This is a genomic window from Halochromatium sp. (genome assembly GCF_054919635.1).
On the sequence record NZ_JBUDPI010000003.1, the window covers coordinates 1 to 23,858 of the forward strand.

Consider the following 23,858-nt stretch of genomic DNA (forward strand, 5'->3'; position numbering starts at 1 on the left):
GAAGTCTCTCCCAATCAGAGGGTTACGATACCCGAGTTCATGCACCAGCACTGGGGAGAGTCACGCTGGAACAAGCAATCGCACAACACCGTAAAGCGTAGCCACCGGACTTATAGTTAATGGTATGTCCCCATGGGCACCGAGCACCTTTACACAAAGAGTCCCACTTAACAGCCACCAGCTGAAAGCCGGTGGGTTAAAATAATGGACTGAAAGTCCGGATACGCGTCGACTGAACGACGCGTCGTTAGGGCTCAACCCGAAAATCCGGTGGTGGCTTCGGCGCAAAATGGTGCTCAAGATACACCTTAATCATCTCCTCGGTCATCTCTCCAACCGTGGCACAAAAGTATCCGCGCGCCCAAAAGTGACGGCCCCAATAACGCTTCTTCAATGTCGGAAATTCCTCAAACAACTTGCTCGATGACCTGCCCTTGATCCGACGCATGATTTCGCTAGGCGCTAATTCCGGTGGCGCTGAGACCAAAATATAGACATGATCCTGACTCACCACACCTTTTAAGATCCGAATCTAAAACGCCTCGCATGTTTGACGAAGAAGCTCGCGGACACGATGCGCAACGTGTCAACGGAGCACCTAGTAGCGATATTTCGTCACCCCAACAAAATGGTACTCAATCTTGTGAACAGTGTGACTGCCATAACGATAATCCATCATTAATCCCTCTGCAGTTGACTCCCAGCCAACCTACCAGCCAGAGGGCTTGAGATGAAATTTGCCCGCCTGAAAGGCGGGGGTTTAAACCGTGTGTATGGAAATTTATCTCACCCTGGCTGGATTTCGCGGCTAGAACACGTGACCTTATCAGGCCGCAGCGCATATTCTTCGCCTGTATGTTCCGAATGCGGCGATATTTGCGATCTTACAACCGATCCGGCCCAGCCCCGCCACCGCCACCGCGCCGCTTCGCCTCCTCCACAATCGCCTGCAAGGTTTCGGCATCCACGCCGCCGCGGCCGACTGCCTCGAGCAGGGCGCGTAGTTGGTCGGCGACGGCTTGGTCCGGCGGCTCGGGGAGCTCGATGCGGCCTTCGTTGATTGCGGCCTCGAAGGCTGGGGCGAAGGTTTCGATGATCTCAAGCAGGCCGCGAATCGCCCGATGGAGTTGTCTGCTGGTGAGCTTGGCGTCTTCCAGCGGGAATTCGATCATGGCGCGGATTTCGCCGTCGCTGGCGTCGTACTCCAGCTGGAGCATCTTGGTGCGCCAGTTGATCATCAGGCACAGCTGGTAAACAGCCAGCGCATGGGGGCCGTCCTTGTAGGCGTAGATCTTGGGTGCGAAGACTTTGAGGAATTCGCCGTTTTCTTCCGGGGCGACGATGATGGTGACGCTGGTGTCCAGGTCGAAGCGCTCGGGGCGGGTCAGCGCCGGGTCGAGCACGTCGGGGCGATTGGTGGCGGCGAGCACGAAGATGGGGCGGTCGGTGTCGTCGAAGCCATCGAGCTGGGTGAGCAGCTCATTGATGGGGCCGGCGTGCGCCGCGCGTTGCGCAGCGCCCGAGCGGCTTGCCCCGATGCTGTCGATCTCGTCGATGAACAGCAGCGCGGGGGCATAGCGGCGGGCGCGCTCGAACAGCTCGCGCAGTTGCCGCTCCGACTCGCCGACCCATTTGCTGAGGATCTCGGTGCCGGCGATGGAGAGAAAGGGCACATCGGCCTCGCCGGCCAGGGCGCGGGCCAGGGTGGTCTTGCCGGTGCCGGGCGGGCCGGTGAGCAGGATGCCACGCGGCGGGCGGATGCCGAAGGTCTTGAGCGGGGTTGGATCGCGCAGCCAGCCGACCACATCGCGCAGGCGCTGCTTGGCCTGCTCGGCGCCGGCGATGTCGGCAACGCGCGTGCCCGGGCGCTACCGCACATCACCTGTATCCGATCGTTCCGTATCACAACCTCCCGCGCTTGCACGCGGAGCTTGCGGCACGCGATCCAAACTACCGTGCGCGGATCATCAGCCTCTGGGACGCGATCCGCGGGCCGGCCGGTGCTGGCTCGGCACCCTCGAAGTCCTGAAATCGGTATCGGTATAGCCACCTCTGACGAGCGTTCGGTGACCGCCTATCGGGCCGGCTCCCATCCGTCTGGGCTGGGTTCATTGACCGAGGCGCCGATGGACGCCCGGATTGCTGGGGGCGATGGTTGCGGAGGCCGCAATTTGACGACGAAATGCATATCGCGATCGATCAGCTCGCTCACCGGCCAGAACCAGTAGCGGAGTCCGTCGCGCCGTTCTTCCACCGAGAGTCCTGTGACGCTGAAGGCGTTCTGCCACTGCCGAGACGAGAGGAAATTGAATGGCATGGGTGTGCCGGTACCCACGTTGCCGATCCAGTCTAGAGCGGTCATGATCGCGCGCTCCCACCCATTGTTGACGACATGGTCCTTGACGATGACCCAGGCGCGGGCAACGCGCGCCGCTTCGCGCAGCGTCACTTGGGGGGATTCGGTATGGTGCAGCATGTCCGCACAGAGCACGAGGTCGAAGGCGTCGTCCGGGAAGGGGAAGACGCATCCATCGTAGGCGGATGCCGGAATCCGGCAGTTGGGCGGTAGCTGGATATCGATGCCCTCGATGTGCAGATCCGGTTTGGCGCGCAGCAGGCGTTCGGCGAGTGCGCCGCGCCCGCAGCCCACGTCCAAGAGCGAGACCTTGCCATCGGGAAGCATCGGCACAATCGCGTTCACGATGCCATCGAGTCTGCGTCGATCTCCGCGGACCACCAGCGCTCGAAACATTCGCCAAGACCTCTGTGCTGTTTGGGGCGGCCCAGTCCCACCGGTTGATCGTTGCGATCGGGGGCGGGTCCTGCTGGCCTGTCTTGCGGAATCTTTTTCGATCCTGCACTAATGCTGTGCCGGCTGTCGAGGGGGCTATCCGAAACGTGCTACAGACCGTCGATATCGTCGCGACCGCCGCGCTCCCATGGCGAACGGGCACGGCCGTTCTCGCGCTGATGCGGGCCTTCTATCTGGCCCGTCGCGGGCTGGACGTCCAGCTCTATCTGCCCTGGATCGTACCCGGGCAGCAGCGCCAACTCTTCGGTGATGCGGGCGTCTTTGATACCGAGGAGGCGCAAGCGGCCCATATCCGCTCCAGTCTGCCGGACCCGGGGTGCTCTGATCTGCATCTGCGCTTCTATCCCGCCCGCTATTGGCCATCGCTCGGCTCCATTCTGCCCGCCTGCGCGCTTCCGTCGCGCCTTCGCCCCTGCGACTGGCTCATCCTCGAGGAGCCCGAGCATCTGAACTGGACGCGCCCTTGGAGCCGCTATCGCGGCCTGTCCCCACGCATCACCGGGATCGTGCTGACCAACTATCGCTACTACTGCGCGCATGCCTTCCCCAACGTCCCCTGGCTGGCAGAGCTCCTAGAGCGCTACGACCGCTGGCTGATTCGACGTCTCTGCGATCGCTGCATCGTCCTTGGCAACAGCGTCACCGGTTTGCCGGATGCTGGCCGATTCCTCAGCAGCGGCATCCACCCCGAGTTCTTCTCCTGGGCCGGACGGGTAGAGGCCGGGCTCTATTTCATGGGCAAGCTGATCTGGGAGAAGGGGTTTCGCGATCTGATCGATCTGCTGGCGGCCGGAGGGCAGCGAGAGATCGACGTCTTTGGTCTGGGACGCGACCGGGATGCCATTGCGGACTATGCCCGCGAGCGCCGGGTGCGCCTCCAGTTCAAGGGACTTTCGACACGGCCGGCCTTGGATATCGCCCGCTACAAGATCTTCGTGAACCCGTCGAGGAGCGAAGGGCTCTGCACCACGACGGCGGAGGCCTTGGTGCAGCGCAAATTCGTAATCCTGCCTAGGCATGCCAGCAATGAGCTCTACTATCCGTTCAGGAACGCGTTGGTGTATGACTCGCCCGAGACCTTCCAAGCGTGCCTCCGGCATGCCCTGACCCACCAGCCTGAGGTGGATGCGCTCGAGGAGAGCCTAAGCTGGGAGGCAGCCATCGACCGCTTATTGGCATACCATGGGCTGCTGCGATGACCGGCTGTCGTGAGCGCTGCCGTGCAACGGATGCTGACCACGGTCGCCTGGCCGCGACCCTTGCCCCTAGCGACGACAGGAATCACCCGGGACCTGACACAGCCGAAAACCCGTCGGATCGAGGTCGGTGGCGCGGGAGGACAGCGACCGTTCCAATGCCTGTTGCGCCCTGGTGAGATCCTCGAAGAAGACGATGAACCCTGCCTCAGAAGCAATGAAACACAGCCTCCGCAAACGCATCCTCGTCACTGGCGGCGCCGGCTTCCTCGGTTGCCATTTGTGCGAGCGTCTGCTCGCGGCGGGTCATGACGTACTCTGCGTCGACAACTTCTTCACCGGCACCAAGGACAACATCGCGCCACTCTTCGACAATCCTTACTTCGAGCTGATGCGTCATGACGTCACCTTCCCGCTCTACGTGGAGGTGGACGAGATCTACAATCTGGCCTGTCCCGCTTCCCCGATCCACTACCAGTTCGACCCCGTGCAGACAACCAAGACCAGTGTGCACGGTGCCATCAACATGCTCGGTCTGGCCAAGCGGGTGAAGGCCAAGATCTTTCAGGCATCGACCAGCGAGGTCTACGGCGATCCTGCCGTTCATCCACAGCCGGAGACCTACTTCGGCCATGTCAATCCGATCGGCCCCCGTGCCTGCTACGATGAAGGCAAGCGCTGCGCTGAGACCCTCTTTTTCGACTACCGTCGGCAGCATGGCCTGCGCGTCAAGGTTGCGCGCATCTTCAATACCTATGGCCCGCGCATGCATCCCAATGATGGTCGAGTGGTCTCCAACTTCATCATGCAGGCGCTGCGCAACCAGCCCATCACCCTCTTTGGCGATGGCAACCAGACCCGCTCTTTCTGCTATGTGGATGATCTGATCGACGGCTTCCTGCGCCTAATGGATAGTCCTGAGGCGCTCGCCGGTCCGGTGAATCTGGGCAATCCCAATGAATTCACGATGATCGAGCTCGCCGAGACGATTCGTGACCTCACCGGCTCGAGCTCGCCGTTGGTTCATCAGCCGCTGCCGACCGATGATCCCAAACAGCGCCGGCCGAACATCGACCTGGCGCGCATGGCGCTCGATTGGGAGCCGCAGGTGCCGCTACACGAGGGGTTGAAGCCGACCATCGCCTACTTCGAGCACCTGTTACGGCGCTTGTAGCAGGGCAGGACCGATGCCGAATCGCAGCAAGAACATCCTCGTGACCGGCGGCGCCGGCCATATCGGCAGCCAAGTCTGCAAGGCGGTAGCGCAGGCCGGTGATCGCTCGCAGCGCATCCGGTCCAGGCTCTGTCAGTGATTGACGAGAGGCCTCTCCGTATCGATGCGGCGAAAAGGAGGGATTGGCGATGCGGTGGCTCCACCTCAGCCACCGGTAACAGGCGGGAAGAAGGCGACCTCATCGCCATCGGCGACGGCGCTATCAGGGCGCGCCATCTCCTGATTGACCGCCGCAAGGATGCGCTGCTCTTGTGCGAGTGCCTGCTCCCAAGGTTCACCACGGGTGCATAAGAAGGCCCTCAGCTCGGCGACGGTTGTGCCTGCGCTCGGCTCAATGGCTTCGACGTCGAGTCCGAGCCGCTCGCGCAGGCTGGCGAAGTAGCGCAATTGGATCATCGTTGGCGTCTTCCTCAGAGACTCTGGTGGCCGGGCACCAGCTCAGCGAACGGCAGAAAGGCGACCGGATCAGCGATGGCGATGGTTGCATCCGGCGGGATGACCACCAGGCCGTTCGCCCAGGTCAGCGAGCTGAGCGCCGCCGACGAGCTGCTGTGGAAGCGCTGTACCCTAGTCTGGCCGGCGGCATCGATCTCCAGACGCGCACGCTGATAGTCGCGCCGCTTGACGGGCTTGCTGAGTGCAAACCCCGACGGTAGCCAGAGCGGGATAGGGAGTTTGGCATCCTGCACGCCTTGCATGCGCTCGATGAATGGCCGGGCGAACAGGCAGAAGGTCACGAATAAGGACACAGGGTTGCCTGGGCTACCAATGAACGGCGTCTGCCCGATGTGTCCGAACGCAACGGGTTTACCGGGCTTCATTGCGACGCGCCAGAGGTCGAGGCTGCCGAGCTGCTCGACCGCCGGGCGCACATGGTCCTCCTCGCCAACCGAAACGCCGCCGCTGGCCAAGACCAGGTCGGCCTGCTCGGCGGCGGTGCTGAGCGCGGCAACGGTGGCCTCGCGCTCGTCTTTCACGATGCCTAGGTCGATTACTTCGCAGCCGAGTGCCTGCAGCAGAGCGCGAAACAGGAACCGGTTCGAGTTGTAGATCTGGCCGGGCCCCAAGGGCTCACCGGGCATCACCAGCTCGTCGCCGCTGGCGAGCACGGCCACCCGCAGGCGGCGATAGACCCGCAACTGTTCGGCGCCGACACCAGCGGCAAGGCCGAGATGCTGGGGGGCGAGGCGGGTTCCGGCCTCGAGTACCTGCGAGCCTGCTTCGAGCTCCTCGCCACGGTGACGGATGTTGGCGCCGGCGGTGATCTCGGCGTTGACGCGCACGCGATCACCGTCCTGCTCACAGACCTCCTGCACGACGACGGTGTCGGCACCCTCGGGCACCGGTGCGCCGGTGAAGATGCGCGCGGCAGTCCCAGGCGTGAGCGGCGTACCGCATTGGCCAGCGGCGATGCGCTGGCTCACTGGCAGCCAGCCATCGCTTGCTTGTAGGTCTGCAGCGCGCAGTGCGTAGCCATCCATCGCGCTGTTGTCCCAGCCCGGCAGGTCGGTGCCGCTGATGACCGGCTCCGCCAGCACGCGTCCGAGACAGTCTGAGGTTGGCAACAGCTCGCTGCCCTCGATGGTGCGGGCGGCCGCGAGCAGCTGGGCTGAGGCTTCCTCGACACTGAGCGGCTTGGTCAGCGGCGTCGTCGACGAGCCTCGGCTCGGCTCACAGTCGTTCAAGCGATTGGCGGACAAGCTGCCCGAGGTGGAGGCAGGCGAGCCTTGGTTGATCGAGCTGGTCGCAGTGTCCTCTGACTGGGCAGTGGCTGGCGCCCCGCGGCTGTTAGACCTAACCTTGGCCATGATGATCAGCGCTCGCTGAAGCGGGCGATGAGCTGGGCGAAATTGCAGGGTCGGGTGCGGCTGTCCAACTGCGGCTGCAGGATCTGCTCCCAGGCGGTGCGACAGGCGCCGGTCGAGCCCGGCAGGCAGAAGATGAGCGTGCCGTTGGCGATGCCGGCGACGGCCCGCGATTGCACCGTGGAGGCACCGATCTCGTCAAACGAGATCTGGCGAAACAGCTCGCCGAAGCCGTCGATGGCCTTATCGAACAGCGGGATGACTGCCTCCGGGGTGCTGTCGCGACCGGTAATGCCAGTACCGCCGGTGGTGATGACGACCTGCACCGCTGGGTCGGCGATCCAGCGCGAGAACAGTGCGCGCAGCTGGTACACATCGTCCTTGCAGATGACCTGGTCGGCGAGCCGGTGGCCGGCAGCGGTCAGCTGCTCGCGTAGATAGCTGCCTGAGGTGTCAGTGTCGGCAGTACGGCTGTCGGAGACCGTGGCCACGGCGATCGGCAGTGGCAGAAAGGGGGCGTCGTCGGGCGTTCGGCTCATGCTGTCGGTTCCAGGTCAGAGAGTTACCGAGTGAGATATGGTTCGTCTCGCCCTCGACCGCAAGCCGCTGGAGGCGATCGGCCATGCTCGACGGCCCGGTGCTGGGACCAGCAGGAGCGTTCGAGCTAGGCTCACAGCCAGCGCGGGATCAGCAGTAAGCCCCAGATGGATGCTGCAAAGGTGATGCTCATGAATACCGCAGCCGAGGCGATGTCCTTTGCGCGCGCTGAAAGCTCGTTACGCTCGAGGCCAACCCGGTCGACATTGGCCTCGATGGCCGAATTGAGTAGCTCGACCACCGGGACCAGCAACAGGCTACCGACCAGCATGGCCCGCTCAACCGGCGACTCGCCGAGCCAAAGCGCCAGCGGGATCAATAGGATTAGGACGAAGACCTCCTGGCGAAAGGCCTCCTCGAGCTCATAGCAGGCCTTGAAGCCCTTCATCGAGTAGCCGAAGGCGTAGATGATCCGCCGCCATCCGCTGACGTTGTGATTGGCCATGGTTGCGATTCGATCTCCAGGCGATGATTCAGGGCCGCAAGCCCTGATCGCACTGCATGCTTCCAGAGGTCGGCCCGATGAGCATGACGATGGGGCAGCAGGTCGCGTCAGCCGCTGCGCTGGTCAGGCTTCCAGGCCACATCGAGCTGACGTGCGGCGCGCACGTCATCAAGCCGGCGCATCGGCAGATTGTAGGGCGCTTGTTTGACCATCTCAGGGTCGGTCTGCGCTTCCGTGCGGATCTTGGCCATGGCCTCGACAAAGCCGTCGAGCGCCTCCTTGGGCTCGGTCTCGGTCGGCTCGATCAGCAGGCATTCGGGCACCAACAACGGGAAGTAGGTGGTCGGCGCATGATAGCCGTAGTCGAGCAGGCGCTTGGCGAAGTCCATGGCGTTGACGCCGAGCTCCTTCGCCTCTTTCCTGAGCGTGACGATGAACTCATGGCTGGCGCGCCGCTCCGGATAGGCGAGCTGGAAGCCGGCATCGCGCAGACGGGCCTGAAGATAATTGGCGTTGAGGGTCGCGAACTCAGAGACGCGTCGCATGCCCTCGGCGCCGAGCAGGCGAGCATAGATGTAGGCGCGCAGCAGGATGCCCATGTTGCCGCCGAAGGCGGTCATGCGGCCGATGCTCTCTGGGCGGTCGTCTTCGTCGAGCCAATGAAAGCCGTCGTCTTCGTCCCGGATAACGAGCGGGATCGGCAGATAGGGCTCGAGCCGCTTCGAGACTCCCACCGGACCGGCACCCGGGCCGCCGCCGCCATGCGGCGTCGAGAAGGTCTTGTGCAGGTTCATGTGGATGACATCGAAGCCCATGTCGCCCGGGCGTACCTTACCGAGGATGGCGTTCAGGTTGGCGCCGTCGTAATAGAGGAGGCCGCCTGCCTCGTGCACGGTCTTGGCGATGGCTTGGATGTTGCGGTCGAAGACGCCCACGGTGCTCGGATTGGTGAGCATGATGCCGGCGGTCTGCGGGCCGACGGCCTCACGGAGCGCGTCGATGTCGACATCGCCATTGCTGCCGGTTGGCACCTCCCGCACCTTGAAGCCGGCCATGATCGCCGAGGCCGGATTGGTGCCATGGGCGGCGTCCGGGACCAGCATCTCGCGCCGGTCGTGATCGCCGCGGGCATCATGGTAGGCGCGGATCATCATCACCCCGGCCAGCTCGCCTTGGGCACCGGCCGCCGGCGCCAATGAGACCGCGTGCATGCCGGTGACGATCTTGAGCATGTCCTGCAGCTCATGGAGGCAGGCCATGATGCCCTGGCTATGACTCTCGGGTGCAGCGGGGTGGCGCGCGAGGAAACCGGGCAGCGAGGCCAGGCTATTACAGGCGCGCGGGTTGTACTTCATCGTGCACGAGCCGAGCGGATAGAAGTTGGTGTCGATCGAGAAGTTCTGCTGCGACAGTCGGGTGTAGTGGCGCACCGCCTGCAGCTCGGAGACCTCGGGTAGGGCGGCGCGCTGTTTGCGCCGCAACGCCTGGGGCAGATCAGCATGATCGGCCGTTGCAAGCGGCGCCTGCGCGGTGGCGCGGCGGCCAGGGCGGGAGTGTTCGTGGATGAGCATGGCGGGTTTCTGCACTCTATTTCATTAAGCGGCTTTGGCGATCGCAAGCACACTGGCGAGCGCCTCGCGATAGGCAGCGATCTCGGCGTCAGTGCGTCGCTCGGTCGCGCAGACCAGCACTGCGGAGCCTAGCTCCGGATACTCGCGCCCGAGATCGAAGCCGCCGAGGATGTCCTGCTCGGCAAGTCCAGCCAGCACCGTCTCGGTCGGCGCCGGCAGGCGCAGCGCGCTCTCGTGGAACACGGGCGCGTCAAAGATCGGCTCGACGCCCGGCACCTCGCATAACTGCTGCGTCAGTCGGGCGGTATTGGCGTGACAAGCAGCCGCGACGCGCTCGAGTCCTTCGGCACCGAGGATGGCCATGTGGATGGTCGCGGCGGTCACCAGGAGCCCCTGATTGGTGCAGATGTTCGAGGTCGCCTTGGAGCGGCGGATATGCTGCTCGCGAGCCTGCAGGGTGAGGGTGTAGCCGATCTTGCCGTCGAGGTCTTCGGTCTTACCGGCGATGCGTCCCGGCAGCTGGCGGATGAAGGCCTGCTTGCAGCAGAGAAAGCCGAGGTAGGGCCCGCCTGAGGCGAGCGGCATGCCAAGCGGTTGTCCCTCGCCACAGGCGATATCGGCACCGGCCTGGCCCCAGTCGCCGGGTGGCGAGAGCAGGGCGAGGGCCACCGGGTTGACCACGCCGATCACCAGCGCATCGCGTGCTTGCGCCCAGTCGGTGAGGGCGTCGACATCTTCAAGGACGCCGAAGACATTCGGCTGTGGCACCACCAGCGCGGCAAAAGGCTCATCAGCGACGGCCTCGCAGTGCGCGACCTTGGTCTGCCCGCTGTGCGTGTCGAAGTCCACCTCGACCAGCTCGATGCCCTGATGCTGCACGATGCTGGCTACGGTGCGGCGATAGAACGGATGCACCGTGCGTGGCATCAGCACACGCGGGTTCTTGACCTTGCGATTGGAGCGCACCGCCATCAGCACCGCTTCGGCCAGTGCCGAGGCGCCATCGTAGAGCGAGGCGTTGGAGACATCGAGGCCGGTCAAGGCCGTCATCATCGACTGGAATTCGTAGAGCACCTGCAGCGTGCCCTGACTGGCCTCGGCCTGATAGGGCGTATAGGCGCTGTAGAACTCGCCGCGGGTGGTGATCTGCCACACGGCCGCGGGGATGTGGTGATCATAGGCGCCAGCGCCGATGAAGCAGGTCGGCTCGCCATCGGTGCGCGCCCGTGCCTGCAGGAGCTGGGTGACCTCCATCTCGCTCAGGCCAGCGGGGATGCCGTCCAGGCCCTTGGCCCGGAGCTCGGCGGGGATCTCGTCGAACAGCGCGTCGATGCTGTCGACGCCGATGGCGTCGAGCATGCCGGCGATGTCCTCGTCGGTGTGCGGGATGAAAGGCATGGTGCTCAGCCCTCGTCGGCTAGGAGCTGCTCGTAGCCGCCGGCGTCCATCAGGTCGTCGAGCTGGCTTGGGTCCGACAGCTTAAGCTGGAAGATCCAGCCCTCGCCGTAGGCATCCTCGTTGATGGTTTCGGGGGCGCCGTCGAGGCCCTCATTGGCGGCAACGACCTCGCCGCTGAGCGGGCTGTAGATGTCCGACGCCGCCTTGACCGATTCAACCACCGCGCAGGCGTCCTTGACTGCGACCTGCTTGCCGATCTCAGGCAGTTCGACGAAGACCAGGTCGCCCAGGGCCTCCTGCGCGTGGTCGGTGATGCCAACGGTGGCGGTCCCGTCGCCGTTGTCTTTGACCCATTCGTGGGATTCGGTGTACTTCAGCTCAGAGGGGATGCTGCTCATGGAGAGACTCCTGAAGGCTGGCGTCGCTGTGATAAAGAGGGCTCATGAAGACGCGGCGTGCTGAGTGTCGGTGCACGGACGCTGTCTGTTGAGCCGCGGTTGGTTCAGGATGGGTGTCGGCTACTGTGCGATTGCCGCAGGCGGCTGACCCAACAGTGCGTCAATCGAGCTCGATACGTGGCTGACCATGGCGCACGAAGGGTGGCTCGACGACCCTTGCGGGAACTGCCTTTCCGCGGATCTCGACCGCGCACTGCTCGCCGATTCCAGGCCGGACCCGCGCCAGCGCGATGCTGCGCTGCAGGGTCGGCGAGAAGCCGCCGGACGTCACTTCGCCGACCGATTGGCCGTCAACCAAGACGGATTGATGGCTCCTGAGCACCCCGCGCCCGGTCAACAAGAGCCCAACGAACTGGCGCACCTCCGCGCTCCCTCGTTGCGCGTCGAGTGCCGCGCGACCAATAAAATTGCGCTCCTGCGGCTCGAAGGCGACGGTCCAGCCGAGTCCGGACTCGAGTGGCCCAACCTCCTCTGTCATATCCTGGCCATAGAGGTTCATCCCGGCCTCGAGTCGGAGCGTGTCGCGTGCGCCGAGGCCGCAAGGCGTCACGCCGGCGTCGATCAGTGCCCGCCAGAGATCGACGACCTCGGCCGCTGGAAGCATGATCTCAAAGCCGTCTTCGCCGGTGTAGCCGGTGCGGCCGATCAGCCAGTCACCTTGCTCAGTGGCAAAGAAGGGTTTCAGCGCCAGTGCAGGCTCTTGTAGCGGGAGTGGCAGCAGGGGGGCTGTCTTCGCATGGGCCTCTGGACCCTGGACCGCGAGCATGGCCAGATCATCACGGCTGTTGATGCCGACGGAAGCGCCTCCGATGCAGTCATGCATCCAGGCCAAATCCTTCTCTGCAGTGGCGGCATTGACGACGGCCCGATAGCGGTTTGGTCCCAGGTAGTAACAGATCAGATCGTCGACAACGCCACCATCGGGATTGAGCATACAGCTATAGAGCGCCTTGCCTGGCTGTTTGAGCTTAGCCACATCGTTCGCCAGCAGACGCTGCAAGAACGCGAGCGCATCGGCGCCTTGGATGTCGACCGGACGCATGTGCGAGACATCGAAGACGCCAGCCTGCTGACGTACGGCATGGTGCTCATCGAGCTGAGAGCCATAGTGCAACGGCATGTCCCAGCCGCCAAAGGGCACGATGCGAGCGCCAAGACGCTCATGCTCAGAGAAGAGGGGTGTTCTGGAACCCATGCGGCACTCCGGTTGGCGGCCGCTGTGCTGCAGTCACGGCGCGCGGTTTAAGACAGGCGAGCAGACGCCACAGTCGAGACTGTGCACGCCGCCCCTCTGTCCTGAACCTGAGAGTTTGCGTCGGGCGCCGAGATGACGTTGCATGATGCAAAGCCTTTCTTGACGCCGAGCGCTGCCCCGTCGGTGGGCCGCTGCTGCGGCCGCTCTCCAGAGTTGGTATTGAATCCCGCGGTCCTTTTGCCTGAGCGATTCCGGGCGGATGTTGCGCCTTCGGCGCCGGTCTAGGACCGGTCTCTCCCGCGGGACGATGACCAATAGGTTTTAAATATAACCGCGCTGACGCTCAGTTCCAAGTTCGGAGTCCAGATTCGAGACAACCTCTTGGTCTAGACCCCCGTCTTTGGCTGAGTCGCCGATGGGCCACGCTGAAAGGTCAGGCCACCACATTCTGAGCAGGCTGGGATGCGCCCCGCGCGGGTGAAGCGGGTCTCGGCGCCGCACTTGTCACAGATGAGCGTTCCAGGTCCGGTGATCTGTCCGGCCTGATAGAGCGAGGCCTGGCGCGCGCGCTCCGACCACTGCTCAAGCTGCAGGCGGGTCTGATCGGCGACGCTCGTGAAGGCCTCGAGCATGCGCTGTTCGATGAGCTCGAGATCGAAGCGCCACCAGGCACGAAGATCGTCGCCGGTCTCGGCGAGGTAGTGCGCGGCGTCTTCGATGTCGCGCTCGATATAGTCAGCGATCTTGTGTGCCTCCTCGCGCGTGAGCTCGCCAAGCTCGACCATGTGGTCGCGCGCACTGTCCAGCATCGCGCGCAGCTTCGGCGTTGCCTCTTCGGCCTCATCGACGGCCTCGCGCGCATGCTTGAGCATCTGCTCGTAGGCATTGACCAGCCGATCGTCGGTCTTGGGGTCTTGTTGTTTGCTCATCGCTGCCTTCTCTCGCTTCTATCAGGTCGACTGGCGGGCACGATTGTCGCCGCTGAGCGCGCGACACCCACTGCTGATTAAAGTCTGGCCGATCGGCGCAAAAGCGCAAGTCTGCGTCTGCTTGCTGCTGCTTGATGGTGCTTGTTACTCCCAGCGGCAACTGATGGACCACGTCGGCATAAGATGGAGCCGGATCGCCGCATCGATCATCCTGCGATTCGTGCCGATGTCTCTGATGAGCGAATAGCGGTTCACAAGTGCAGTCCGAATCAGGCTTAGGGTATTCTGACGCGATCGACAAGGATGGCGCGGCAAAGCGATAGCGCCTCACCTGATCCAGCACCCGAATCACCACCCGATCACCAACCCGCTCAGCCCAACCATGATGAAGACCGAGTACGAGCCGCGCGCCATCGAGCAGGAGGCGCAGCGCCATTGGGAGTCGACGCAGGCCTTCAAGGCCGTCGAGGACCCGTCCCGCGAGAAGTTCTACTGCCTGTCGATGTTTCCGTACCCGTCGGGACGACTGCATATGGGGCATGTGCGCAACTACACCATCGGCGACGTGATCGCGCGCCATCAGCGCATGCTCGGCAAGAACGTGCTGCAGCCGATGGGCTGGGATGCCTTTGGGCTGCCAGCTGAGAACGCGGCGATCAAGCATGGCATTCCGCCGTCGACCTGGACGCGCGAGAACATCGCTGCGATGAAAGAGCAGCTCAAACGGCTCGGCTTTGGCTACGACTGGGACCGCGAACTGGCCACCTGTGATGTCGACTACTACCGCTGGGAGCAGTGGCTGTTCACGCGGCTGATGGACAAGGGACTGGCCTATCGCGCGACTGCAACGGTCAACTGGGACCCGATTGATCAGACCGTGCTCGCCAACGAGCAGGTCATCGACGGCCGCGGCTGGCGCTCCGGGGCGCTGGTAGAGAAGCGCGAGATCGAGCAATGGTTCATCCGGATCACCGCCTATGCGCAGGAACTGCTCGATTCGATCGATAGCCTCCCGGGTTGGCCGGAGCGGGTGCGCGCGATGCAGCGCAACTGGATCGGTCGCTCCGAGGGGGTGCACATGCGCTTCGGCATCGTCGGCAGCGATGAGACGCTCGACATCTTCACCACGCGCCCCGATACCGTCATGGGGGTGACCTATGTCGCCGTCGCTGCCGAGCATCCGCTCGCCCAGCGCGCCGCGCAAGGAAATCCGCAGCTAGCGGCCTTTATCGATGAATGCCGACAGGGCGGGACCTCAGAGGCCGAGCTGGAGACCATGGAGAAGAAGGGGCATCGCCTGGGCATCGATGCCGTACATCCCATCACGGGCCAGCCAGTGCCGATCTTTGCCGCCAACTTCGTTCTGATGGGCTATGGGACGGGTGCCGTGATGGCGGTGCCGGCGCATGATCAGCGCGACTGGGAATTCGCTGAGCGCTATGGGATTGCGAAGCGGCAGGTGATCTTTGCCGCCGAGGGCGAGGAGGTCGGGATCGAGTCGCATGCCTTCACCGATAAGGGGCTGCTAAGGGATTCCGACCCCTTCGATGGACTAACCTCAGAAGAGGCCTTCGACGCCGTTGCCGACTGGCTCGAGACCCACGGCAAGGGCGGCCGGCAGGTCAACTTCCGGCTGCGCGACTGGGGCGTCTCGCGTCAGCGTTATTGGGGCTGTCCGGTGCCGGTGGTGCGTACCGCCGATGGTGAGGTCCGCCCCGAGACCGAGCTGCCGGTGCGGCTGCCAGAAGACCTGGTGGTCGATGGCTCTGGCTCGCCGCTGAAGAAGCTGCCGGCCTTCTCCGAGCTGCCGAACGGGGAGACCAGGGAGACTGACACCTTCGATACCTTCGTCGAGTCGAGCTGGTACTACGCCCGCTACTGCTCGCCGGATTGCAACACGGCCATGCTCGACGAGCGCGCCAAGTATTGGCTGCCGGTGGATCAGTACATCGGTGGCATCGAGCATGCCGTGCTGCATCTGCTCTACGCGCGCTTCTTCCATAAGCTGCTGCGCGACGAGGGTTTGGTCGACTGCGATGAGCCCTTCGCCCGATTGCTGACCCAGGGCATGGTGGTCGCTGAGACCTGGTATCGCGAGGACGCCGAGGGTCGGCGCGAATGGTTTAACCCAGCCGACGTCGAGGTTGAGCGCGACGACAAGGGACGAGTGATCGGCGCGGTGCTCAAGGCCGATGGCCAGCCGGTGCAGTTCGGCGGCATCGAGAAGATGTCGAAGTCGAAGAACAACGGGGTGGACCCGGAGGCGATGATCGAGCGCTACGGCGTCGATACGGTTCGCCTCTATGTGATGTTCACCTCGCCACCGGATCAGTCGCTGGAATGGAGCGATGAGGGTGTCGAAGGTGCCTATCGTTTCCTGAAACGGCTGTGGGGGCTCGCCGCGGCTCAGGCTGAAGGGATACGTGCGGCCGCTTCAGCGCAGGCCGCGGCTGATGGGACCCTGGCTGGCAGCGCAGCGGATGCACTTGATGACGCCCAGGGCGAGGCGCGGCGGGAGGTGCATACGGCGCTGAAGAAGGCGCTATTCGACTATGAGCGTCAGCAGTTCAATACCGTGGTCTCGGCCTGCATGACCATCGTCAATATCCTGTCGAAGCTCGACGAGAGCGCGGCAGCGCAGTTGGTTCGTCGCGAGGGGCTCAGCATTGCGCTGCGGCTGCTGGCGCCGATCTCACCTCATATCACCCATCACCTCTGGCGCGAGCTCGGTCTCGGTGACGACATCCTCCAGGCCCCCTGGCCCCAGGTCGATGAAGAAGCGCTGGCGCAGGACCAGATCACCTATGTGGTGCAGGTCAATGGCAAGGTGCGCGGTAAGATCGAGGTGCCGGCCGACGCCGATCGCGCTGAGGTCGAGGCCGCTGCGCTGGCCAACGAGAACGCGCAGCGCTTTATCGGCGAGGCGACGGTGCGCAAGGTCATCGTGGTGCCAAACAAGCTCGTCAATCTGGTCGCCAAATGAGCGGACAATCGACTCGGGCGGATCAGTGCCGCCAATGCTGGGCTAATGGTCATGGCGCGTTGCCAAGCCGGATAATGGAGCGCTTGTTTCACGTCCAGTCTCGGGCTGAGCAGGCGGCTGAGCGGCCGTTGCAGGCGACAGGGCCTCGCCCTCTCGCGCAATTGGCCTGCGCCCAAGTTGTGGGCTGTTGGCTGGTTGCGGCGTTCATCCTGCTGCTCGCAGGCTGCGGTTTCCATTTGCGCGGCGCGGTCGACATCCCAGCGGCACTCGAGCCCGTCTATATCCAGTCCGGCGGTCTGGTCGGAGAGGCGATCAATGAGCGTTTGCGTGGCAGTGGGGTGCCAGTGACGGGCACCGCGACGGAGGCCGGGATGGTCCTGCGCATCCTCGGGCAATCGCGTAGCTCCCGTGTCGTCGCGGTGGACCGAGCTGGCAAGGCGCTGGCTTATGCGCTTGAGTTTCGGGTGAGCTTCGATGCCACTGACGCCAGTGGCCAACGGCTGATCCCGGAGCAGCAACTGAGCCTGGAGCGGACCTTCGATGACAACCCCGATGTGGCCGTGCTCGGCAAGCAGCTGGAGTCAGATATCATCTATCAGGATATGGCTGACGATGCCGCCGATCAGGTCCTGCTGCGGTTACGGGCTGCCGTTGCGGCCCGTTCTTAGCCGTCTAAATGTGCATTCTCGTGTTCAACTTCACGTTGAGCCTTCGCGCCCAGTCTCCGCTCAATCGCCGCCTAAGACGTCCGATCGGCGCCCTGTGAGCGATTGATCAGCATGCCGATCGCGCCAGCCCAGCTCAGCCAACAGCTCAAAAAGGGCTTGGCACCGGTTTATCTGCTGGCTGGCAGCGAGCCATTGCAGTTGGGTGAGGCCGCTGATGCGGTGCGCGCGCGGGCCCGGGAGCAGGGCTTCAGCGAGCGCGAGCTGTTGGAGACCGGCCCAGATTTCGAATGGTCCTCGCTCGCCGGTGCCATGGGCTCCCTGTCTCTGTTCGCCGAGCGTCGCTTGATCGAATTGCGCATTGCGCCGAGCAAGGCCGGGGCCAAGGGTGACGCTATTGGGCGCGAGGGCTCGGACGCCATCCGTGCCTGCCTGGAGCATCTGGGCTCGGACGTACTGCTGCTGATCCTGGCGCCGGGGCTCGACTGGAAGGGCTTGAAGGCCAAGTGGGTGCAAGCAGTCGAGCGTACTGGTTTAGTGGTCCAGGTGCGCGAGCCTCAGGGTCGTCAGCTCAATCAATGGCTCGACGCGCGGCTGCGGCGCGCTGGCTTCATCCCGAGTCCCGATGCGGTAACGCTGCTTGCGGAGCGGGTCGAAGGCAACCTGCTCGCCGCCGATCAAGAGATCACCAAGCTCGGTCTTGCGCTCGAGGCCGGACCGCTCGACGCCGAAGGCCTGCTGGCGGCTGTCGCCGACAGTGCCCGCTATGGCGTGTTCGATCTCGCTGATGCCGCCGTCAGCGGCGATCGTGCTCGAGCCGCGCGTGTGATCGAGGTCTTGCAGGCCGAGGGTACCGCTGAGCCCTTGGTGCTCTGGGCGCTGGCACGGGAGGTCCGCAAGTTGGCTGCGCTCTCGTTCGCCCGCCATAAAGGGCAGCCCCTCGGTTCGCTACTCAAGACCCATCAGGTCTGGGATTCGCGTCGGCCGGTGATCATGGCGGCGCTGGATCGGCTGCCGCTCGAAACCCTCTGGGACCTGGTCATCGGTTGCGCCGATGCCGATCAGGCCATCAAGGGTCGTGGTGTCGGCGATCCCTGGCAACTCCTCGCCGGTATTGCCGACGGACTCGCCGCCGGACCGACCAGGCGCTAGCATGGGGCGCTAGCATGGACGCTGGCTTGCGCCCAGAACATTGTTAAACTAAACGGTTTTCGCGCTACCACGCATTTCACTCGCCGCTGCACTGCCATGAAGATCGAGACCAAGATCACAGACGTTTCCGCCTATATAGCCGATGTTGGGCGCCGGGCGCGTCTAGCAGCGCGTGCCATGGCTCGCGCCGATACGGGCGCTAAGAATGATGCACTGCATGCGATCGCAGCCGACCTCGACGCCCATCGCGAGGCCCTGGGCCAGGCCAATGCCGCTGATCTTGAGGCCGGCGCCGCCAAAGGTCTGGACTCGGCGCTGCTCGATCGCTTGGAGCTGACCTCGGGACGGATCGACGCGATGATCACCGGACTCGAGCAGATCGCCGCGTTGTCTGATCCGATTGGTGCCATCACCGACCTGGATTACCGCCCATCAGGCATTCAGGTTGGGCGTATGCGGGTCCCGCTCGGTGTCATTGGCATCATCTACGAGTCGCGCCCGAACGTGACCGCTGATGCTGCTGCGCTTTGTCTCAAGGCCGGTAACGCGAGCGTGCTGCGCGGCGGCTCGGAGGCCTTTCAGTCAAACCAGACCATCGCTGCGAGTATCCACCGCGGCTTGCAAGCCGCCGGGCTTCCGGCAGATGCTGTGCAGGTGATTGCGACCACGGACCGTGCCGCAGTTGGTGCCATGATCAGCCATCCAGAATACATCGATGTCATCATCCCGCGCGGCGGTAAGGGCTTGATCGAGCGTATCAGCCGCGAGGCGAGGGTGCCTGTGATCAAACATCTCGATGGCATTTGCCACGTCTATATCGATGACAAGGCCGATTTTGACAAGGCGGTAGCGATTGCCGTGAATGCGAAGACGCAGCGTTATGGGACCTGCAACACCATGGAGACCCTGTTGGTGGCGGAGACAGTTGCACGGCCGCTGCTCTCGCGCATCGGCGCTGCCTTGGAGGCTAAGGGCGTTGAGATCCGAGGCTGCGAGCGCACTCGCCAGATCCTGGCCGATGCCCGCCCAGCCACCGACGCGGATTGGGGCACCGAGTACCTGGCCCCCATCCTGTCGGTGCGCGTTGTCTCCGGTATGGAGACCGCGATCGAGCATATCGAGGCCCACGGCTCGCATCACACCGACACGATTGTCACCGAAGATTACAGCCGCGCCCGTCGCTTTCTGCGTGAGGTTGATTCCAGCTCGGTGATGGTCAATGCCTCTACCCGTTTCGCCGATGGCTTCGAGTACGGGCTCGGTGCCGAGATCGGTATCAGTACCGATAAGTTCCATGCCCGCGGACCCGTCGGGCTCGACGGATTGACGTCGCAGAAATTCGTCGTGCTCGGTGACGGCCAAATCCGTGAATAGCCGCATCTTGACGAGCATCTGTGACCTTGATCGGATGCCTGTCGGCGAAGTGGTCGCGGTCGGTCGCGCTCTATGATTGGTCTCTTCGGAGGTACCTTCGATCCCGTGCACTTTGGCCATCTGCGTGTGGCACTGGATGTCGTCCAGCATCTGAGCCTCACACAGCTTCGGCTACTGCCGCTTGCCGCTGCGGTGCATCGACGCCAGCCCATTGCGTCTCCAGAGCAGCGCATGGCGATGCTTCAGATGGCGATCCGCGATGAGCCGCTCCTGGTCGCCGATGATCGTGAGCTGAGCCGCGGCGGACTCTCGTACACAGTCGATACCCTGGGCGCGTTTCGCGATGAGCTTGGTGCTGAGGTGCCGCTTTGTCTATTGGTGGGTGCAGATGCCTTCGAAGGTCTGCCGGACTGGCACCGCCCGCTCGATATCCTTGAGCTGGTGCATCTGATCGTGATGCAGCGCCCCGGTGCGCCCAGGGCGCGGGACCCTTGGCTGCGGGATCAGGTAGAGCAGCGCCGAATCGATGAGCCCGCCGCCTTGCGTCGCCGAGCCGGGGGGCATATCTACTTCCAAACCGTGACACAGCTGGACATATCGGCGACCCGGATTCGTCGGCTACTGGCGCAGGGTCTGAGCCCGCGCTATTTGCTGCCTGAGGCCGTGCTGTCGATGGCCGTCGACAACGGCTGGTACTCCGTGGGTGACTCTGTCCCTCGGTCCACGCCCTAAACGTCAGTCTTGCCATCTGTGGCAGGACCTAGCCGGCGCCGCCGAGGGTTTTGTACTCTCCTATTCCCTGCGCTAGGCGCCCTAAGAGGATCATGAATGCAGTTAGAGCACTTGAAGGACCTTGTTGTTGAGGTTCTAAACGATATGAAGGCACGCGATATCAGCGTGATGGATGTGCGGGGGAAGACCGCGGTGACCGATTTCATGATCGTCGCCTCTGGCACCTCCGACCGGCATGTGAAGGCAATCGCCGAGACCGTCGCCTATAAGGCGAAAGAGGCAGGAGAGGCTCCGCTCGGTACTGAAGGTGTCCAAGAAGGTGAGTGGGCGCTGGTCGACCTCAATGGGGTCGTGGTTCACCTGATGCTACCGAAAGTCCGAGACTTCTACAGTCTCGAACGTCTCTGGAACGCTCCCTCGCTGGTGCCACGGGCGAGCGCTGGTGCCTCCGCCTAATCAAGCTCTAACCTGGCGTGGGACTGGCTCGGACTCAGGCTCAGTCTTAGGTCGGTGGAGGAGGAGGATACCGACCGCTCCCCGGCGCTGTCTCCGATGAGCACTACACGGCCTCGGATCACCCTGATCGCCGCGATGGCGCATGAGCGGGTCATCGGGCGAGCCAATACCATGCCCTGGCACCTCCCTGCCGACCTGTCGCACTTCAAGCGCCACACCTTGGATAAGCCGATCATCATGGGTCGGCGCACCTGGGAATCTCTGCCTGGCCTGCTGCCGCGACGCCGTCATATCGTGATCTCAGCCGACCCGGTGTTTCGAGCGGCGCTGACTCGAGCAGAGGCCGCGAGCGCTCCCGAGATGGCGTTGGAGCAAGCCGGTCCGGTGCCCGAGGTCATGATCGTCGGCGGTGCCAGTGTCTATGAGGCCTTCCTACCGCTCGCCGACCGCATGCTGTTGACCCTGATTGATGCCGAGATCGAGGGCGACACCGACTTTCCAGCCTGGTTGCCCTCGGAGTGGCGAGAGATCGAGCGTCGATATCGAAGACGCGATACCGACAATCCTTACGACCTAGAGTTCGTGACCCTAGAGCGGGTTCATCCAGGTTAACCAGGCATGAGATAGCCGGCGCAGTCGAGCTCGATCAAGGTCATCGGTTTCTTGCGACGTACCCGCAGGGCACTCATGCGGCCACCCCAGACGCAGCCGCTGTCGAGTGCCCAGCAGTTGTTCTCGGCGAGAAAGCCAATGGTCGACCAGTGGCCAAACAGGATGCGGTCTTCGCTGGTCTGCCGACCCGGCACACGAAACCAGGGCAGGGCGCCGGCCGCGGGCTGCTCGAGTCCACCTTTCTCTTTCAGCAACAACTGCCCATCGGCACCACACCAACGCAGGCGCGTGAAACAGTTGGTGATGAAGCGCAATCGGTCCATCCCGGTCAGCTCATCGCTCCAACGTACCGGCTCGTTGCCGTACATCTGCCGCAGGAGCTCAACATGGTCTGGCCCCTGCAGCATGGATTCGACCTCGCGCGCGCAGCGCTGAGCCTGGGCGAGATCCCATTGCGGCGGAAGACCGGCGTGGACCAGGGTGAAGCCCTTCTTCTCGCTGTGATGCAGCAGCGGACGATGGCGCAGCCAGTGCAAGAGTTCGTCGCGGTCTGCAGCCTCGAGAATTGCGTCCAGTGTGTCCTTCTTGCTCACGGGTGCGCCGGCGAGCGCGACCGCCAGTAGGTGCAGGTCGTGATTGCCGAGCACTACGATCGCCTGCTCACCGAGCGCCTTGATCCAGCGGAGCACAGCGAGCGAATCGGGACCGCGGTTGACGAGGTCTCCAACGCACCAGAGCTTGTCTTTGGTCGGGTCAAAGCCGGCCTTATCGAGCAGCCGGCGCAGCTCGTCGTAGCAGCCCTGGATATCTCCAATCGCGTAGGTCGCCATCGTCTCTCTGGAATCGGTTCAATGCAGCCCGCTGCGATCCCCGAGCGAGAACGGCTGGATCTCAGCGTTGAAGCGTGTGCCATCATCGGCGAGCATCTCGTAGCTGCCGTGCATACTTCCGAGCGGCGTAGCAATCTGCGTCCCGCTTGAGTACTCGAAGCTCTCCCCTGGCTGAAGATGGGGTTGTTCGCCGACAACCCCGGCACCACGAACCTCCTGTGTCTTGCCGTCGGAATCGGTCACGATCCAGTGACGGTTCAGGAGTTTCGCCGGTACCTCGCCCTTGTTGCTGATGGTGATGGTATAGGCAAAGGTGAAGCGGCCACCATCTGGGTCAGACTGTTCAGGGAGATAGCGGGTCAGCGCGTGGACGTCGATGTGATAGCGTGCGTGGGTCTCGTGGTTGGCCATGGTGTCTTGGTCTATGAGATTTGGTCAATGGATTCGCGGCATCAAGCTGCGTCGGGAGAAGAAGGTGGGGCCAATGCAAGAGGCGGCCAGGGCGAGCACTGCGGCGCTGCTGGTGGACTAAGCAGGTTGGCACACCGATGCATGTGAATGTCATTCTTGCGTCAGACAAAGCCAGCCACTCCGCGCTCAGAGGTCTCGATGAACTCGACGATCTGATTGGTCTCCAGGCTCGGGTGGCGGGTCTTCGCCTCGAGCAGACCATCCGCTAGCCGAAGGCCTGAGCGAAAGATCAATCGGTACACGGCCTTGATCCGCGTGCGCTGCTCGGCACTGAACCCGTTGCGTTTCAGACCGACCAGATTCAGGCCGACGAGGACGGCGCGCTGGCCGTTCGCGATCAGGAATGGGGGTATGTCCTTGGAGACGCCGGTGAGTCCGCCAATCATGCAGTAGGCACCGATGCGCGCAAACTGGTGCACCGCAACCTGCCCGGAGATGAAGCAATGGTGGGCCAGCTCGACATGCCCGGCCAGGGTCGCGGTATTGGCCAAGATATTGTCATCACCGACCTGGCAGTCGTGGCCGGCATGGCTGTAGGCCATGAAGTAGTTGCGGCTGCCGATGCGGGTGCCTACCTCACTCTTGATGCCGCGGCTGATGTTCACGTATTCGCGAAAGCAATTATCGCTGCCGATCGTCAACGGCCGGCTGCGCTCGGGCGTGAAGCCTAAGTCCTGTGGCTCGCTGCCGAGCGTGGCGCCGTGGCACACGCGATTACGCGCCCCAAGCCGAGTGCCGCCAAAGATCCGCACGCAGCTCTCGAGCCGGCACTCGGCGCCGATCACGGCGCCGGCCTCGACCAGCGTCCAAGGACCGATGTCGGCGCTGGGGTCGATCTCGGCGCCGTCCTCAATGATCGCACTCGGGTGGATCGCCACGGCTTAGCTCACAGTTGTTGGGTCAAGAGACCATCGCTCAGGGGGCACAGCCAAGGAGAACGCTC

25 protein-coding genes, 1 pseudogene and 1 riboswitch are annotated in these 23,858 nt (G+C 63.5%); of the genes and pseudogenes, 11 read left to right on the forward strand and 15 right to left on the reverse strand.

What is annotated here, in order from left to right:
• Window positions 1-247: 247 nt before the first annotated feature.
• From tnpA to ACY693_RS00465, 3 genes and pseudogenes are all read right to left on the reverse strand, one after another.
• Window positions 248-676: pseudogene (gene tnpA / locus ACY693_RS00455) on the reverse strand (IS200/IS605 family transposase).
• A 208-nt stretch (window positions 677-884) separates the two neighbouring features.
• The gene (locus tag ACY693_RS00460; RefSeq protein WP_462319855.1) at window positions 885-1,805 is read right to left on the reverse strand and encodes an AAA family ATPase; all 921 of its coding nucleotides are present in this window, start codon (window positions 1,803-1,805) and stop codon (window positions 885-887) included.
• Window positions 1,806-2,074: 269 nt separating this feature from the next.
• Entirely contained in the window at window positions 2,075-2,752 is a 678-nt protein-coding gene (locus ACY693_RS00465; RefSeq protein ID WP_462319856.1) for a class I SAM-dependent methyltransferase, read from the reverse strand.
• Between the two features lie 116 nt (window positions 2,753-2,868).
• On the opposite strand from ACY693_RS00465, the gene ACY693_RS00470 reads away from it, so the two are divergent.
• From ACY693_RS00470 to ACY693_RS00480, 3 genes are all read left to right on the forward strand, one after another.
• Window positions 2,869-4,011: a hypothetical protein gene (locus ACY693_RS00470; RefSeq protein ID WP_462319857.1), complete on the forward strand. Its 1,143-nt coding sequence runs from the start codon at window positions 2,869-2,871 to the stop codon at window positions 4,009-4,011.
• A gap of 214 nt (window positions 4,012-4,225) precedes the next feature.
• On the forward strand, window positions 4,226-5,182 hold the full coding sequence (locus ACY693_RS00475; RefSeq protein WP_462319891.1) for a UDP-glucuronic acid decarboxylase family protein: 957 nt from the start codon (window positions 4,226-4,228) through the stop codon (window positions 5,180-5,182).
• 13 nt (window positions 5,183-5,195) lie between these two features.
• The gene (locus tag ACY693_RS00480) at window positions 5,196-5,321 is read left to right on the forward strand and encodes an NAD-dependent epimerase/dehydratase family protein (protein ID WP_462319858.1); all 126 of its coding nucleotides are present in this window, start codon (window positions 5,196-5,198) and stop codon (window positions 5,319-5,321) included.
• Between the two features lie 65 nt (window positions 5,322-5,386).
• Here ACY693_RS00480 and moaD read toward each other — a convergent pair whose 3' ends face one another.
• The 9 genes from moaD to ACY693_RS00525 form a co-directional block, all read right to left on the reverse strand.
• The gene (moaD, locus tag ACY693_RS00485) at window positions 5,387-5,638 is read right to left on the reverse strand and encodes a molybdopterin converting factor subunit 1 (RefSeq protein WP_462319859.1); all 252 of its coding nucleotides are present in this window, start codon (window positions 5,636-5,638) and stop codon (window positions 5,387-5,389) included.
• Between the two features lie 14 nt (window positions 5,639-5,652).
• Complete coding sequence (locus ACY693_RS00490; RefSeq protein WP_462319860.1) at window positions 5,653-6,927, reverse strand: molybdopterin molybdotransferase MoeA; 1,275 nt, start codon at window positions 6,925-6,927, stop codon at window positions 5,653-5,655.
• Window positions 6,928-7,055: 128 nt separating this feature from the next.
• Window positions 7,056-7,586: a molybdenum cofactor biosynthesis protein B gene (gene moaB / locus ACY693_RS00495; RefSeq protein WP_462319861.1), complete on the reverse strand. Its 531-nt coding sequence runs from the start codon at window positions 7,584-7,586 to the stop codon at window positions 7,056-7,058.
• 131 nt (window positions 7,587-7,717) lie between these two features.
• Window positions 7,718-8,089, reverse strand: coding sequence for a diacylglycerol kinase (locus ACY693_RS00500; protein WP_462319862.1), 372 nt, complete (start codon window positions 8,087-8,089; stop codon window positions 7,718-7,720).
• A 107-nt stretch (window positions 8,090-8,196) separates the two neighbouring features.
• Window positions 8,197-9,660 carry an aminomethyl-transferring glycine dehydrogenase subunit GcvPB gene (gcvPB, locus tag ACY693_RS00505; protein ID WP_462319863.1) on the reverse strand — a complete coding sequence of 488 codons (1,464 nt, stop codon included), beginning with the start codon at window positions 9,658-9,660 and terminating at the stop codon, window positions 8,197-8,199.
• Window positions 9,661-9,684: 24 nt separating this feature from the next.
• The gene (gene gcvPA / locus ACY693_RS00510; RefSeq protein ID WP_462319864.1) at window positions 9,685-11,058 is read right to left on the reverse strand and encodes an aminomethyl-transferring glycine dehydrogenase subunit GcvPA; all 1,374 of its coding nucleotides are present in this window, start codon (window positions 11,056-11,058) and stop codon (window positions 9,685-9,687) included.
• 5 nt (window positions 11,059-11,063) lie between these two features.
• Window positions 11,064-11,456 (reverse strand): glycine cleavage system protein GcvH, encoded by a 393-nt coding sequence (gene gcvH, locus ACY693_RS00515; protein ID WP_462319865.1) that lies wholly within the window; start codon window positions 11,454-11,456, stop codon window positions 11,064-11,066.
• A gap of 160 nt (window positions 11,457-11,616) precedes the next feature.
• A complete protein-coding gene (gene gcvT / locus ACY693_RS00520; RefSeq protein WP_462319866.1) occupies window positions 11,617-12,711 on the reverse strand; it encodes a glycine cleavage system aminomethyltransferase GcvT in 1,095 nt (364 codons plus the stop codon).
• A 219-nt stretch (window positions 12,712-12,930) separates the two neighbouring features.
• Window positions 12,931-13,021, reverse strand: a riboswitch (glycine riboswitch).
• Between the two features lie 76 nt (window positions 13,022-13,097).
• Entirely contained in the window at window positions 13,098-13,640 is a 543-nt protein-coding gene (locus tag ACY693_RS00525; RefSeq protein ID WP_462319867.1) for a zinc ribbon-containing protein, read from the reverse strand.
• Between ACY693_RS00525 and ACY693_RS00530 the strand changes: the two genes are divergently transcribed.
• The 8 genes from ACY693_RS00530 to ACY693_RS00565 all read left to right on the forward strand — a co-directional run bounded on the left by ACY693_RS00530 (window position 13,633) and on the right by ACY693_RS00565 (window position 21,614).
• Entirely contained in the window at window positions 13,633-13,887 is a 255-nt protein-coding gene (locus tag ACY693_RS00530; protein ID WP_462319868.1) for a hypothetical protein, read from the forward strand. The two genes, ACY693_RS00525 and ACY693_RS00530, sit on opposite strands and share 8 nt — an antisense overlap.
• A 138-nt stretch (window positions 13,888-14,025) precedes the next feature.
• Window positions 14,026-16,623 (forward strand): leucine--tRNA ligase, encoded by a 2,598-nt coding sequence (gene leuS / locus ACY693_RS00535; RefSeq protein WP_462319869.1) that lies wholly within the window; start codon window positions 14,026-14,028, stop codon window positions 16,621-16,623.
• Between the two features lie 179 nt (window positions 16,624-16,802).
• Entirely contained in the window at window positions 16,803-17,291 is a 489-nt protein-coding gene (locus tag ACY693_RS00540) for an LPS-assembly lipoprotein LptE (protein WP_462319870.1), read from the forward strand.
• A 111-nt stretch (window positions 17,292-17,402) separates the two neighbouring features.
• On the forward strand, window positions 17,403-18,440 hold the full coding sequence (gene holA, locus ACY693_RS00545) for a DNA polymerase III subunit delta (protein WP_462319871.1): 1,038 nt from the start codon (window positions 17,403-17,405) through the stop codon (window positions 18,438-18,440).
• Between the two features lie 96 nt (window positions 18,441-18,536).
• On the forward strand, window positions 18,537-19,814 hold the full coding sequence (locus ACY693_RS00550) for a glutamate-5-semialdehyde dehydrogenase (protein ID WP_462319872.1): 1,278 nt from the start codon (window positions 18,537-18,539) through the stop codon (window positions 19,812-19,814).
• Window positions 19,815-19,886: 72 nt separating this feature from the next.
• Entirely contained in the window at window positions 19,887-20,546 is a 660-nt protein-coding gene (gene nadD / locus ACY693_RS00555; protein ID WP_462319873.1) for a nicotinate-nucleotide adenylyltransferase, read from the forward strand.
• Window positions 20,547-20,642: 96 nt separating this feature from the next.
• Window positions 20,643-21,002, forward strand: a complete 360-nt coding sequence (rsfS, locus tag ACY693_RS00560; RefSeq protein WP_462319874.1) for a ribosome silencing factor — start codon at window positions 20,643-20,645, stop codon at window positions 21,000-21,002.
• Window positions 21,003-21,098: 96 nt separating this feature from the next.
• A complete protein-coding gene (locus ACY693_RS00565) occupies window positions 21,099-21,614 on the forward strand; it encodes a dihydrofolate reductase (RefSeq protein WP_462319875.1) in 516 nt (171 codons plus the stop codon).
• On the opposite strand, the gene ACY693_RS00570 is transcribed toward ACY693_RS00565, so the two are convergent.
• From ACY693_RS00570 to lpxA, 3 genes are all read right to left on the reverse strand, one after another.
• The gene (locus ACY693_RS00570) at window positions 21,611-22,444 is read right to left on the reverse strand and encodes a symmetrical bis(5'-nucleosyl)-tetraphosphatase (protein WP_462319876.1); all 834 of its coding nucleotides are present in this window, start codon (window positions 22,442-22,444) and stop codon (window positions 21,611-21,613) included. The genes ACY693_RS00565 and ACY693_RS00570 overlap by 4 nt on opposite strands.
• Before the next feature lie 18 nt (window positions 22,445-22,462).
• Window positions 22,463-22,855 (reverse strand): Co2+/Mg2+ efflux protein ApaG, encoded by a 393-nt coding sequence (apaG, locus tag ACY693_RS00575; RefSeq protein WP_462319877.1) that lies wholly within the window; start codon window positions 22,853-22,855, stop codon window positions 22,463-22,465.
• A 161-nt stretch (window positions 22,856-23,016) separates the two neighbouring features.
• Window positions 23,017-23,793 (reverse strand): acyl-ACP--UDP-N-acetylglucosamine O-acyltransferase, encoded by a 777-nt coding sequence (lpxA, locus tag ACY693_RS00580; RefSeq protein WP_462319878.1) that lies wholly within the window; start codon window positions 23,791-23,793, stop codon window positions 23,017-23,019.
• Window positions 23,794-23,858 lie beyond the last annotated feature (65 nt).